14 protein-coding genes are annotated in these 13453 nt (G+C 56.5%); 12 read left to right on the top strand and 2 right to left on the bottom strand.

The genetic code is table 11. The features are described from left to right. The first annotated feature begins 10 nt into the window (after nucleotides 1–10). From astC to ves, 7 genes are all read left to right on the top strand, one after another. A complete protein-coding gene (gene astC / locus ACMGGX_RS18390; RefSeq protein WP_039262052.1) occupies nucleotides 11–1231 on the top strand; it encodes an aspartate aminotransferase family protein in 1221 nt (406 codons plus the stop codon). After that, a complete protein-coding gene (gene astA, locus ACMGGX_RS18395; RefSeq protein WP_023311275.1) occupies nucleotides 1228–2262 on the top strand; it encodes an arginine N-succinyltransferase in 1035 nt (344 codons plus the stop codon). Before astC ends, astA begins: the two co-directional genes overlap by 4 nt. Then, nucleotides 2259–3746 carry a succinylglutamate-semialdehyde dehydrogenase gene (astD, locus tag ACMGGX_RS18400; protein WP_420298698.1) on the top strand — a complete coding sequence of 496 codons (1488 nt, stop codon included), beginning with the start codon at nucleotides 2259–2261 and terminating at the stop codon, nucleotides 3744–3746. The genes astA and astD overlap by 4 nt, the downstream gene beginning before the upstream one ends. After that, nucleotides 3733–5058, top strand: a complete 1326-nt coding sequence (gene astB / locus ACMGGX_RS18405; protein WP_094935579.1) for an N-succinylarginine dihydrolase — start codon at nucleotides 3733–3735, stop codon at nucleotides 5056–5058. Before astD ends, astB begins: the two co-directional genes overlap by 14 nt. 10 nt (nucleotides 5059–5068) lie before the next feature. Beyond that, complete coding sequence (astE, locus tag ACMGGX_RS18410; RefSeq protein ID WP_181594911.1) at nucleotides 5069–6034, top strand: succinylglutamate desuccinylase; 966 nt, start codon at nucleotides 5069–5071, stop codon at nucleotides 6032–6034. A gap of 338 nt (nucleotides 6035–6372) precedes the next feature. Beyond that, complete coding sequence (spy, locus tag ACMGGX_RS18415) at nucleotides 6373–6867, top strand: ATP-independent periplasmic protein-refolding chaperone Spy (protein WP_023311279.1); 495 nt, start codon at nucleotides 6373–6375, stop codon at nucleotides 6865–6867. Nucleotides 6868–7164: 297 nt separating this feature from the next. Next, nucleotides 7165–7722, top strand: a complete 558-nt coding sequence (ves, locus tag ACMGGX_RS18420; RefSeq protein WP_023311280.1) for an environmental stress-induced protein Ves — start codon at nucleotides 7165–7167, stop codon at nucleotides 7720–7722. Here the strand turns inward: ves and cho are convergent. Both cho and nadE read right to left on the bottom strand, forming a co-directional pair. Next, nucleotides 7700–8578 (bottom strand): excinuclease Cho, encoded by an 879-nt coding sequence (gene cho / locus ACMGGX_RS18425; protein WP_023311281.1) that lies wholly within the window; start codon nucleotides 8576–8578, stop codon nucleotides 7700–7702. The genes ves and cho overlap by 23 nt on opposite strands. Nucleotides 8579–8756: 178 nt before the next feature. After that, nucleotides 8757–9584: an ammonia-dependent NAD(+) synthetase gene (nadE, locus tag ACMGGX_RS18430; protein WP_023311282.1), complete on the bottom strand. Its 828-nt coding sequence runs from the start codon at nucleotides 9582–9584 to the stop codon at nucleotides 8757–8759. Between the two features lie 232 nt (nucleotides 9585–9816). Between nadE and osmE the strand changes: the two genes are divergently transcribed. From osmE to chbR, 5 genes are all read left to right on the top strand, one after another. After that, nucleotides 9817–10161: an osmotically-inducible lipoprotein OsmE gene (gene osmE, locus ACMGGX_RS18435; RefSeq protein WP_010430142.1), complete on the top strand. Its 345-nt coding sequence runs from the start codon at nucleotides 9817–9819 to the stop codon at nucleotides 10159–10161. Between the two features lie 281 nt (nucleotides 10162–10442). After that, nucleotides 10443–10760, top strand: coding sequence for a PTS N,N'-diacetylchitobiose transporter subunit IIB (chbB, locus tag ACMGGX_RS18440; protein WP_008500676.1), 318 nt, complete (start codon nucleotides 10443–10445; stop codon nucleotides 10758–10760). A gap of 79 nt (nucleotides 10761–10839) precedes the next feature. Next, nucleotides 10840–12198 (top strand): PTS N,N'-diacetylchitobiose transporter subunit IIC, encoded by a 1359-nt coding sequence (gene chbC / locus ACMGGX_RS18445; protein ID WP_023311283.1) that lies wholly within the window; start codon nucleotides 10840–10842, stop codon nucleotides 12196–12198. A 47-nt stretch (nucleotides 12199–12245) separates the two neighbouring features. Beyond that, entirely contained in the window at nucleotides 12246–12593 is a 348-nt protein-coding gene (chbA, locus tag ACMGGX_RS18450; protein WP_023311284.1) for a PTS N,N'-diacetylchitobiose transporter subunit IIA, read from the top strand. 5 nt (nucleotides 12594–12598) lie between these two features. Next, complete coding sequence (gene chbR, locus ACMGGX_RS18455; protein ID WP_071789366.1) at nucleotides 12599–13441, top strand: transcriptional regulator ChbR; 843 nt, start codon at nucleotides 12599–12601, stop codon at nucleotides 13439–13441. Nucleotides 13442–13453: the final 12 nt, after the last annotated feature.

Here is a 13453-nt window from a genome sequence, read left to right on the forward strand (position 1 = left end):
TGAGGTCGCTATGTCTCTGTCAATTACGCGTGAAAATTTCGATGAATGGATGATGCCGGTTTACGCTCCGGCGGCTTTTATTCCGGTTCGTGGGGAAGGCTCGCGCCTGTGGGATCAGCAGGGCAAAGAGTATATCGACTTTGCAGGTGGGATTGCGGTCAACGCGCTGGGGCATGCGCACCCTGCGCTGCGTCAGGCGCTGAATGACCAGGCGGCGAAGTTCTGGCATACCGGCAACGGCTTTACCAACGAGCCCGCGCTGCGTCTGGCCAAAAAACTGATCGACGCGACGTTTGCCGAAAAGGTCTTTTTCTGTAACTCGGGGGCGGAAGCCAACGAAGCGGCGCTGAAGCTGGCGCGCAAATATGCGCACGATAAATTTGGTACCCACAAGAGCGGCATCGTGGCGTTTAAAAACGCCTTCCACGGGCGCACGCTCTTTACCGTCAGCGCGGGCGGCCAGCCTTCCTACTCGCAGGATTTCGCCCCGCTGCCGCCGGATATTCGCCACGGTGTCTATAACGATCTGCAGTCCGCCAGCGAGCTGATTAACGACACCACCTGCGCGGTGATCGTCGAGCCGATGCAGGGCGAGGGCGGCGTGCTTCCGGCGCAAAAAGCCTTCCTGCAGGGGCTGCGCGAGCTGTGCGATCGCCACAACGCGGTCCTGATTTTCGACGAAGTCCAGACCGGCGTGGGCCGCACCGGCGAGCTGTATGCCTATATGCACTACGGCGTGACGCCGGACGTGCTTTCGACCGCCAAAGCGCTCGGCGGCGGCTTCCCGATTGGCGCGACGCTGACCACCGATAAATTCGCCAGCGTGATGACCGTGGGCACCCATGGCACCACCTACGGCGGCAACCCGCTGGCCACCGCCGTTGCCGGGCAGGTTCTCGACATCATTAACACGCCTGAGGTGCTGAAAGGCGTTAAGCAGCGTCACGACTGGTTTGTCGAGCGCCTGAATGCCATCAACGGCAAAACGGGGCTGTTTAAAGAAATTCGCGGTCTGGGGCTGTTAATCGGCTGCGAGCTCACCGCTGAGTTTGCCGGGAAAGCTAAACTTATTTCACAGGAAGCGGCAAAAGTGGGCGTGATGGTGCTGATTGCCGGTGCCAACGTGGTGCGTTTTGCGCCCGCGCTGATCGTCAGCGAGGAAGAGGTGCAAACCGGTCTGGACCGTTTTGCGCTGGCGTGTGAAAAAGTGAAATCCGGGGTGTCATCATGATGGTCATCCGTCCCGTTGAGCGCGGCGATCTCGCCGGGCTCATGCAGCTTGCCGGTAAGACGGGAGGCGGGCTGACCTCGCTTCCTGCTGATGAAAAAACGCTGTCGGCGCGCATTGAGCGCGCCCTGCAAACCTGGCAGGGGACGTTGCCAAAAAGCGAACAAGGGTATGTGTTCGTGCTGGAAGACACCGACACGGGGACCGTGGCCGGGATCTGCGCCATTGAAGTGGCCGTCGGGCTTAACGACCCGTGGTACAACTACCGCGTCGGCACCATGGTTCATGCCTCGAAAGAGCTGAACGTTTATAACGCGCTGCCCACGCTGTTTCTCTGCAATGACCACACGGGCGCCAGCGAGCTATGCACGCTGTTCCTCGACCCGGCGTGGCGCAAAGAGGGCAACGGCTATCTGCTCTCCAAATCGCGCTTTATGTTTATGGCCGCCTTCCGCGATCGCTTTAACGAAAAAGTGGTCGCGGAGATGCGCGGCGTGATCGACGACACCGGCTACTCGCCGTTCTGGGAGAGCCTGGGCGAGCGCTTTTTCTCGATGGAGTTCAGCCGGGCGGACTATCTCTGCGGCACCGGCCAGAAAGCCTTTATCGCCGAACTGATGCCGAAGCATCCTATCTATACCCATTTCCTCAGCCCGGAAGCGCAGGCGGTGATTGGCGAAGTCCATCCGCAGACCGCGCCTGCCCGCGCGGTGCTGGAGAAAGAGGGGTTCCGCTACCGGAACTATGTCGACATCTTTGACGGCGGCCCAACGCTTGAGTGCGATATCGACCGCGTGCGCGCGATCCGTAAAAGCCGTCTGGTTGAGGTCTCTGAAGGTCAGCCCGCGCCGGGTGACTGGCCCGCCTGTCTGGTGTCGAACGAAAATTACGCCAACTTCCGCGCCATGCTGGTGCGTACCAACCCGAAATGTGAACGTCTGGTGCTGACGGCTGCAGAACTGGATGCCCTGAAATGTAACGCCGGCGATACGGTTCGCCTGGTGCGTCTCTGCCCTGAGGAGAAAACAGCATGACATTATGGATTAACGGTGACTGGGTCACGGGCGAAGGCGAAGAGCGCGTAAAGACCAATCCGGTTGGAAAAGAGGTGCTCTGGAAGGGGCATGACGCCAGCGCCGGGCAGGTAGAACAGGCCTGCCGTGCCGCGCGCCGCGCGTTTCCGGCGTGGGCAAAACAGCCTTTCGCCGTGCGCCAGGAAATTGTTGAAAAGTTCGCCGGCCTGCTGGAGGCAAACAAGGCCGAACTGACGCGCATCATCGCGTCTGAAACCAGTAAACCGCGCTGGGAAGCGACAACCGAAGTGACGGCGATGATCAACAAAATCGCCATTTCGGTTAAGGCGTACCACACCCGCACCGGCGAACAGCACACCGACATGCCGGACGGCGCGGCCACGCTGCGCCACCGTCCGCACGGCGTGCTGGCGGTATTTGGCCCGTATAACTTCCCGGGACACCTGCCGAATGGCCATATTGTGCCTGCGCTGCTGGCGGGCAATACCGTCATCTTCAAACCGAGCGAGCTCACGCCATTCACCGGCGAGGCGGTGGTTAAGCTATGGGAACAGGCCGGCCTGCCGCCGGGCGTGCTGAACCTGGTTCAGGGCGGGCGGGAAACCGGTCAGGCGCTGAGCGCGCTGAGCGATATCGACGGTCTGCTGTTTACCGGCAGCGCCGGTACGGGCTATCAGCTGCACCGCCAGCTGGCAGGGCAGCCGGAGAAAATCCTGGCGCTGGAGATGGGCGGCAACAACCCGCTGATTGTGGAAGACCCTGATGATATCGACGCCGCGGTGCACCTGACGATTCAGTCCGCCTTTATTACCGCCGGACAGCGCTGCACCTGTGCCCGCCGCCTGCTGGTGAAACGGGGCGCACAGGGGGATGCCTTCCTGAAGCGTCTGGTTGAAGTGAGCGCGCGTCTGGTGCCTGCCGCGTGGGATGCCGACCCGCAGCCGTTTATCGGCGGGCTGATTTCCGAACAGGCCGCGCTGAACGTGCTGAAGGCCTGGCAGGACCACGTCACGCGCGGCGCGAAAACCCTGCTGGAGCCGAAGCAGGTTCAGCCGGGTGCTTCGCTGCTGACGCCGGGCATTGTAGAGATGAGCGGCGCAAGCAGCGTGCCGGATGAAGAGGTCTTTGGCCCGCTGCTGTGCGTCTGGCGTTACGACGATTTCGATGCGGCCATTGCGATGGCGAACAACACCCGCTACGGCCTGTCGAGCGGTCTGATTTCACCGCATCGCGAGAAGTTTGAACAACTGCTGCTGGAAGCGCGCGCCGGGATTGTGAACTGGAATAAACCGCTGACCGGGGCCGCGAGCACCGCGCCGTTCGGTGGCGTAGGCGCGTCGGGCAACCATCGCGCCAGCGCGTGGTATGCCGCCGATTACTGCGCGTGGCCGATGGCGAGCCTGGAAACCCCGGCGCTGACGCTGCCGGAGACGCTTAATCCGGGGCTGGATTTTACCGGAGGGGATCGTCATGAAAGCGCGTGAGGTTAACTTTGACGGGCTGGTGGGGCTGACGCACCACTATGCCGGTCTCTCTTTTGGTAATGAAGCCTCGACGAAGCACCGTTTTCAGGTCTCGAACCCGAAGCTGGCGGCGAAGCAGGGGCTGCTGAAGATGAAAGCGCTGGCGGATGCCGGTTTCCCGCAGGCGGTGATCCCGCCGCAGGAACGCCCGAACGTGGCAGTCCTTCGTCAGCTCGGCTTTAGCGGTACCGATGAGCAGGTCGTCGAAAAAGCGGGTACGCAGACGCCGCACCTGCTCTCCGCGGCAAGCTCCGCCTCCTCGATGTGGGTAGCAAACGCCGCGACCGTCGCGCCGTCAGCCGACACGCTGGATGGCAAAGTTCATCTGACGGTGGCGAACCTGAACAATAAATTCCACCGCGCCACAGAAGCGGAAACCACCGAGCGCGTGCTGCGCGCCATTTTCAACCATGACGCCCATTTTGAGGTGCATCAGGCTCTGCCGCAGGTGGCGATGTTTGGCGACGAAGGCGCGGCCAACCATAACCGCCTGGGAGGCGACTATGGCGACCCGGGCCTGCAGCTGTTTATCTACGGGCGAGAAGAGGGGGGCCACGCTGCGCCAACCCGTTATCCTGCTCGTCAGACGCTGGCGGCCAGCCAGGCGGTTGCTCGCCTGAACCAGGTCAATCCTTCCCAGGTGGTTTTTGCCCAGCAAAACCCGCATGTGATTGACCAGGGCGTGTTCCATAACGACGTGATTGCCGTTTCTAACCGCCAGGTGCTGTTCTGCCACGAGCAGGCGTTTGCCCATCAGGAGAAGCTGCTCGCCACGCTGCATGAGCGCGTGCGCGGCTTCACGCCAGTCCAGGTGCCAACGGAGGCGGTGAGCGTGCAGGACGCGGTAGAAACCTATCTGTTCAACAGCCAGCTGCTGAGCCGTGACGATGGCAGCATGATGCTGGTCCTGCCGCAGGAGTCCCGGGATCATAAAGGCGTGTGGCGCTACCTGACGGAGCTGGTGAAGGCCGATAACCCGATTGACGAACTGCGCGTGTTTGATCTGCGCGAAAGCATGGCCAACGGCGGCGGTCCAGCCTGTTTACGTCTGCGCGTGGTCTTGACTCAGGACGAAATGCAGGCGGTGAACCCCGCGGTCATGATGAACGATACGCTCTTTACGCGGCTGAATGACTGGGTCGATCGCTACTATCGCGATCGTCTGACGCAGGCGGATCTGGTTGACCCGCAGCTTCTGCGTGAAGGGCGCGAGGCGCTGGACGCGTTATCGACAATCCTGCAGCTGGGATCGGTTTACCCGTTCCAGCGCTAAAGGAGTGGATATGGAAAATTTACTGGCGCTGACCCTGGCCGATGAGACGCCGGAACAGAAAGAGGGGGACGGCCCCTCATTTCGCTGGCGGTGGCTGGGGCGCGGGGTGCTTGAGCTGACGCCGTTCGTAAAAAGCGATCTCTCGCTGCTGCTTTCAACGGGTATCCACGGGAATGAAACCGCGCCCGTTGAGATTGTTGATCTGCTGCTGCGTGCGCTGTATCGCAATGAGATCGAACTAAAGTGCCGCGTGCTGGTGGTGCTCGGCAATCCCCCTGCGCTGGCGCAAAACAAACGCTATCTGGTGAGCGACATTAACCGCATGTTCGGCGGCCGCTGGTCGCAGTTTCCCCAGAGCGATGAAACGGCGCGGGCCGAGTGGCTGGAGAACGTCGTGACCGCGTTTTTTGCCGCCGCGGGGCCGGCGCGCTGGCATCTGGATCTGCACACGGCAATCCGCGCGTCTTACCACGTACGCTTCGGCGTTCTGCCGCAGCGCAATCAGCCGTGGGATGAAGCGTTCCTGAGCTGGCTGGGTGACGCCGGGCTGGAGGCGCTGGTATTTCATCAGTCGCCGGGCGGAACCTTTACCCATTTCACCTGTGAACGTTTCGCTGCGCTGGCCTGCACGCTGGAGCTGGGAAAAGCGCTGCCGTTCGGCCAGAACGATCTGACCCGCTTTGCGCCTACGCATCTCGCCCTTCGGGCGCTGCTGGGAGGAACGGCTCCCGAGCATGCGCATCAGCCCGTTGAGCGGTATCGGGTCGTGCAGCAGATCACGCGCCGCAGCGATGCTTTTCAGCTCCACATGGCCGCGCACACCCTGAACTTCACCCCGTTCCGCAAAGGGGCGCTGCTGGCTGAGGATGGCGAGGAACGTTACGAGGTGCAGAACACCACCGAGTATGTCTTATTCCCTAACCCCACCGTCGCGTTTGGCCTGCGGGCCGGGCTGATGCTGGAAAAAATATCCTGAACCTTTCCCCTCTCATCATCCGGGAGGGGGAGGTAAAAAACTTTTCTTAACGATTAAAGCGCTTGCGATTATTTTGCAGAATATTCCTGGTGAATTGCTTTATTATTGATCTGCAATTCGCTATACTTCTGATAAATCTCTTTAAAATCATCCAATTGAATATTTTTTGTTTCAACTCTCCACGCTTTATCCTTATTTCCTCCACATTTGGCGAAAATTTGTTTTTTACACTTTCATTGTTTTACCGTTGCTCTGACTAATTGACGATAAACCCCGTAAAGTTAATCTCGTCAACACGGCATAGCGCCGAAGAATAACTGAAAGAAAGGAAATAAATTATGCGTAAGTTTACTGCACTGTTTGTTGCTTCTACCCTGGCTCTGGGCGCTACCAGCATGGCGTTCGCCGCAGATACTGCGACCACTACGACTGCCGCGCCTGCTGAAGGCAAAATGATGATGCATCATAAAGGTCCGGGTATGCACAATGAGATGATGATGTTTAAGGATCTCAACCTGACGGATGCGCAGAAGCAGCAGATCCGCGACATCAGAAAAGGTGAACGCGACCAGATGAAACGTCCTCCGCTTGAAGAGCGCCGTGCGATGCATGACATCATCGCCAGCGACAGCTTCGATAAGGCGAAAGCCGAAGCGCAGATCGACAAAATGGCCGAGCAGCACAAAGCCCGCATGCTGGCTCACATGGAAACCCAGAACAAGATCTACAACATTCTGACCCCGGAACAGAAAAAACAATTTAATGCGAATTTTGAGAAGCGTCTGACAGAACGTCCGGCGATGGAAGGTAAAATGCCAGCACCAACCGAATAATCGGTTCACACTCTTAAGACCGCCGGGATCCTGTCCACAAAAGCGCAACCGCTGTGGACAGGACCGGCGGTTTTTCTTTCCTGCCCTCTTGCCTGCCGCCGCCAGCGCGGTATCCTCCTGTAGTCGCTTCAGAGAATGTTTGCAGAGTCATGGCGTTAGAATATTTATTAACGTTCCGCTAAGGCCTGCCCGCTCTGCTGCCGATACTGTTTCTGTGAATACCCAACGATAACAAACAAGACAGCAACGATAGCGATATCCTTGCCCTGGCACGGGTTGTGCCATTCAGGAGTGGTGATGGAGTTCTTTGATATCCGTAAGATGCCGGTCAGCCTCTGGCGCAATGGTGCTGGCGAAACGCGTGAGATTTGCTGCTTCCCTCCCGCGACGCGCGATTTCCACTGGCGTGCCAGTATCGCGACGATTGCCAGCAACGGCGAATTCTCCTCGTTTCCCGGTGTTGACCGGGTGATTACCTTGCTGGAAGGGGGAGAGGTGACGCTGGACGCGGGTCAGGCGTTCTCCCATACACTCAAGCATCATCAGCCCTACAGTTTTGCCGGCGATTTGCCGGTGAAAGCGCTGCTTTCAGATGGGCGGATGGCGATGGACTTTAACATCATGACCCGGCGCGACTGCTGCCGGGCGAAGGTGCGCGTTGCTGACCGAACCTTTACCACCTTTGGCTCACGCGGGGGCGTGGTGTTCGTGCTAAGCGGGGCGTGGCAGCTGGGCGATAAATTGCTGACGGCCGATCAGGGTGCCAGCTGGGAGGAGGGTACCCATACGCTGCGTCTGCTGGAGGCTCAGGGCACCTTATTGTTCAGCGAAATCACGTGGCTGCCGGGTCATTGAGTACAATGATCTCAAACTTTCCTGCCAGGACCGGTTTACAGAGAATTTTATAGCCATCGTGGTCAAATCCGGCGGGCGTGCGCAGCAGGGTTGCCGCGTCGTTGAGGTCGTCGACAGCGCCCAGCCAGAGCCAGTTGTTGACGATGTGATACTGGGTCATTGCCTCGCCCACTTCTTTTAGCGCAACGGCGCTTTCCCAGGGCCAGCAGTTTACGCTGATGGCCGCCAGACCGGTGAGGAGCCGGGCGTGATGCGCCTCAACGCTCTCTTTCCCGCAGCAGGCACCGGCGCAGCGCTTCAGCGCGGATCGAAAACAGGCGCGTCCGCGGGTAGTTGCCTCCAGACCTAAAAGGCTGTAGCAAAGCTGTAAATCGTCCGCCAGCGTCTGCAGCGCCTGGAGCGCGGCGCGTTTATTGGCAAACAGCCCATAGAGATTCGGGGCATGAGAAAAATCGACGTCGCGCGCGTAGACGACCTGCGGCTTGCCATCGTTTATCTGCAGGGAGCAGAGCTGACGGTTGCGGCGCAGGCGCTTATTGAACAACGGCTGTTGTTCTTTGATCAACCGCGCCTCCAGCAGCAGCGCGCCCATTTCTCCCGCCGTCTGGAACCAGGTAATGCGTCGCGACTGGCGCAGCATGGCGGCCTCGTCCGGCGTACGCAGATGGGATAACACCCGGCTGCGAATGTTAACGCTCTTGCCGATATAGAGCGGCAGGGTGTCGCTTTCACCGTGAAAGATGTACACGCCCGGCTGTTTAGGCAGCGCCTCAAGCCAGGGGCGAAGGTGTTCGGGATATTCGTAGATAGCCGCCGCTTCAAACTCAAGACGCGGGGCGGATTGACGCCTGCTCACATACTGCTCCATATACTGTTCAGACATACAGTGTAGCAGGAGTGTGGTGGTTAAAAAAGAGCCGGGAGGCGGTTACGCCTTACCCGGCCAGGACGTGCGGCCTGATGCCCTCACCCCAACCCTCTCCCACGGGAGAGGGCGCAAACATTAAAAGCGGTAACCTGGTTACCGCTTTGCTTTATTTTTTCCAGAAGTCGTCAAACACCGTAATTGGCGTATGGCGCTTGTGCTCGGTTTTCAGATACCAGCCTTCGATGATTTTCGCGGTACCTTCATCCAGCTTTTTGCCTTCCAGATAATCATCAATGTTGTCATAGGTGACGCCAAGGGCCGCTTCATCCGGCAGGGAAGGGCGATCGTCTTCAAGGTCCGCTGTCGGCGCTTTCTTATACAGATGCTCAGGACAGCCCAGCGCGGCCAGCAGCTGCTTACCCTGACGCTTGTTGAGACGGAAGATAGGGTTAATGTCGGTGCCGCCGTCGCCATATTTGGTGAAGAAACCGGTGATCGCTTCTGCCGCATGGTCGGTGCCGACGACAACGCCTTTGGTCATCCCGGCGATGCTGTACTGCGCTTTCATGCGCTCGCGGGCTTTCTCGTTGCCGCGAACAAAATCGCTCAGCTCAATGCCCGCTTCGCGAAGCGCCTGCTCGCTTGCCAGCACCGAGCCTTTAATATTCACGGTCAGCACGCGGTCAGGCTGAATGAAGGCAATGGCATCCTGGCAATCCTGCTCGTCCGCCTGTACGCCATAAGGAAGACGCACCGCGATAAACTGCAGTTTCTCATCGCCCGTCTCTTCGCGAAGCTCTGAAATCGCCATCTGGCAGAGTTTACCGGTCAGGGTAGAGTCCTGGCCGCCGCTGATGCCCAGCACCAGGGATTTCAGGAACGCGTTCTTTTTTAAGTACGATTTTAAAAAATCCACGCTGCGGCGGATCTCTTCATGTGCATCTACCGTAGGCTTCGCGCCCAGTGCCTGAATAATCTCTTGTTGCAGAGCCATCACGCCCTCCATATGCAGTACATAAACAGAATGTGTTAGCTGTTAAAACTAACCCTTTGGGCGAGAAACGACAAGGATCACAGTTTCGAGTGCGCTAATTTGCGCCGATTTAGCAGGTTATCGTTGTTTTATTAGAATTTTCCGAAATTCGTCTGGCGTAATCCACAAAGTTGAACAATAGTATTTTTTATCCCATGCTTAGATAACACGCTGATAAACAAGAGGACGGAATATGAACAAGAACGTAGCAGGAATTCTTAGCGCAGCGGCGGTACTGACTATGCTGGCAGGGTGTACGGCTTACGATCGCACCAAGGATCAGTTTACGCAGCCCGTAGTAAAAGACGTTAAAAAAGGCATGACCCGTTCGCAGGTGGCTGCGATTGCCGGTAAACCTTCTTCTGAAGTGACCATGATTCATGCGAAGGGGACCTGCCAGACCTATATCCTGGGTCAACGTGATGGTAAGGCAGAAACCTACTTCGTCGCCCTGGATGATACCGGTCATGTGATCAACTCCGGCTATCAGACCTGTGCTGAATACGACACCGATCCGCAGGCACCTAAGGCGCAGTAACCCTGCTTCCCTGAGGATGTTAACAAACCGGCCCATGGGCCGGTTTTTTTATGCATCAGAAAATCTTATTTCTTTGCGCGAATTATTTGCCCGAAATGTGAAGGGAGTCAACAAGCCAGGTCAATGAGAGACAATTTGAGCCTATCCAGAATTATCCCCTGTCTGTACCATTGCGTATACTCACTCCAACGATAAACAACAGTACGCAAGCTACCTGTCTGCCGGGACAGCGAGTCGAGTGATAGCGCGATGGCAGGTAGTTATATAAGAGGGAAATCACGATGGAAAAGAAACATATCTACCTGTTCTGCTCAGCGGGCATGTCAACGTCGCTTCTGGTGTCAAAGATGCGTGCGCAGGCTGAAAAGTATGAAGTACCTGTGGTGATTGAAGCGTTTCCAGAGACGCTGGCGGGCGAAAAAGGCCAGACAGCCGATGTTGTTTTACTGGGGCCGCAAATTGCCTATATGTTGCCCGAAATTCAACGACTGTTACCCAATAAACCGGTCGAAGTGATCGACTCGGGGCTGTACGGCAAAATTGATGGTTTAGGTGTTCTTAAAGCTGCTGTGGCAGCCATTAAAAAAGCTGCTAATTAATTTTTATTTTTCCCGTCAAAGAGTTATTTCACACACAATACGCCGTAACATGCGTTACGGCATTTAAGGGTATTTTCCTATGAGTAAAGTCATCGCTTCACTTGAAAAGGTACTCCTTCCTTTTGCTGTTAAAATAGGAAAGCAGCCTCACGTTAACGCCATCAAAAACGGCTTTATTAAATTAATGCCGTTGACGCTGGCCGGGGCCATGTTCGTTTTAATTAACAACGTTTTTCTGAGCTTTGGTGAAGGTTCCTTCTTTTATTCATTAGGAATTAGGTTAGACGCTTCCACTATTGAAACCCTTAATGGTTTTAAAGCCATTGGCGGCAACGTCTATAACGGTACGTTAGGGATTATGTCGCTGATGGCGCCTTTCTTTATTGGGATGGCACTGGCAGAAGAGCGTAAAGTGGATCCGCTGGCTGCCGGGTTATTATCGGTTGCCGCTTTTATGACCGTAACGCCTTACAGCGTGGGTGAAGCCTATGCCGTTGGCGCCAACTGGCTGGGCGGGGCCAACATCATCTCCGGTATTGTTATCGGCCTGGTGGTGGCAGAAATGTTCACCTTTATTATCCGCCGCAACTGGGTTATCCGCCTGCCGGATAGCGTACCGGCTTCCGTTTCTCGTTCATTTTCCGCGTTGATTCCAGGCTTCATTATTCTCTCCATCATGGGGATTATCGCCTGGGCGCTCTCCCACTGGGGCACTAACTTCCACCAGATCATCATGGACTCTATCTCTACGCCGCTGGCGTCGATGGGTGGCGTGGTCGGTTGGGCGTATGTGATTTTCACTTCTCTGCTGTGGTTCTTTGGCGTGCATGGTTCACTGGCACTGGCCGCGCTGGACAGCGGGATTATGACCCCCTGGGCACTGGAAAACGTTGCGCTTTACCAGCAGTACGGCTCCGTTGACGCGGCGCTGGCAGCGGGTAAAACCTTCCATGTGTGGGCGAAGCCGATGCTTGACTCCTATATCTTCCTGGGCGGTACCGGGGCGACCTTGGGTCTGATCATCGCGGTCTTTATTGTCTCTCGTCGTGCTGACTACCGTCAGGTCGCGAAGCTGGCGCTGCCATCAGGCATCTTCCAGATTAACGAACCGATTCTGTTCGGTCTGCCAATCATCATGAACCCGGTAATGTTCATTCCGTTCATCCTGATTCAGCCGCTGCTGGCCGCCATTACCCTGACGGCGTATTACATGGGCATCATTCCACCGGTCACCAACATTGCGCCGTGGACCATGCCGGCGGGCCTGGGCGCCTTCTTCAACACCAACGGTAGCGTCGCGGCCTTCCTGCTGGCGATATTCAACCTCGGGATTGCCACCCTGCTGTACATGCCGTTCGTGGCGATTGCCAACAAAGCCGCCACCATTATTGATGAAGAAGAGAGCGAAGAGGATATTGCCCTCTCACTGAAATTCTAAGATTGACCGGCGCGGGGAAGCCTGCGCCAGCCACAAGGAGCTTAAACATGTTAGATTTGGATAGTATTGTCGCAGACGAAGCCGTCGAGAACGATCTCGAAGAAGTGGTGATGGGGCTTATCATCAACTCCGGACAGGCCCGCAGCCTGGCCTATGCCGCACTGAAGCAGGCCAAGCAGGGGGATTTCGCCGCGGCGAAAACCATGATGGACCAGTCCCGCACGGCGCTGAACGAAGCGCACCTGGTGCAGACAAAGCTGATTGAAGGCGATCAGGGCGAAGGGAAGATGAAGGTCAGCCTGGTGCTGGTCCACGCGCAGGATCACCTGATGACCTCGATGCTGGCGCGTGAGCTGGTGGCAGAGCTCATCGAGCTTCACGAGAAAATGCACTGAGTCGGATTTCGCAGCAGGAGGTCAGCACGATGGAAATTAAAACCGCACTTGAACAGCAGCTGTTTAATGGCAAAAATTTTCACGTGGTTATCTACAACAAGACGGAGAGCGCCAGCGGTCTGCACCAGCATGACTACTACGAGTTCACGATTGTTCTGACCGGGCGCTATTACCAGGAGATCAACGGTAAGCGCGTTCTGCTTGAGCGAGGGGATTTTGTCTTCCTGCCGATGGGGTCTTATCACCAGAGCTTTTACGAATTTGGTGCCACCCGTATTCTGAATGTGGGCGTCAGCAGACGTTTCTTTGAGAAGCACTATCTGCCGCTGGTGCCGTTCTGCTTTGTGGCCTCCCAGGTCTATCGGGTCAAAAACGAGTTCATGACCTGGATTGAAACGGTTATCGCCTCGCTTAACTTCCGCGACAATGAATTTGATGAGTTTATTGAAACGGTAACCTTCTACGTGATGAACAGACTGCGCCATCATCGTGAGGAGCAGCAGGTGACGGATGATATTCCACAGTGGCTGCGCAGCACCGTTGAGCTGATGCACGATAAAGGCCAGTTCAGCGAAAATGCGCTGGAAAATATGGTGTCACTGTCGGGGAAATCCCAGGAATATCTGACCCGCGCGACGCAGCGCTATTATCGTAAAACGCCCGTGCAAATTATTAATGAAATCCGCATTAATTTTGCGAAGAAACAGCTGGAAATTACCAACTACTCTGTCACCGATATTGCGTACGAGTCAGGATACAGCAGTCCCAGTCTGTTTATTAAGACCTTTAAGAAATTGACTTCATTTACACCGAACAGTTACCGGAAGAATTTAACGGTAATTAATTAACTTTCGGCGGAT

This window comes from Enterobacter sp. BNK-29, assembly GCF_048684785.1.
GTDB lineage: Bacteria > Pseudomonadota > Gammaproteobacteria > Enterobacterales > Enterobacteriaceae > Enterobacter > Enterobacter cloacae_M.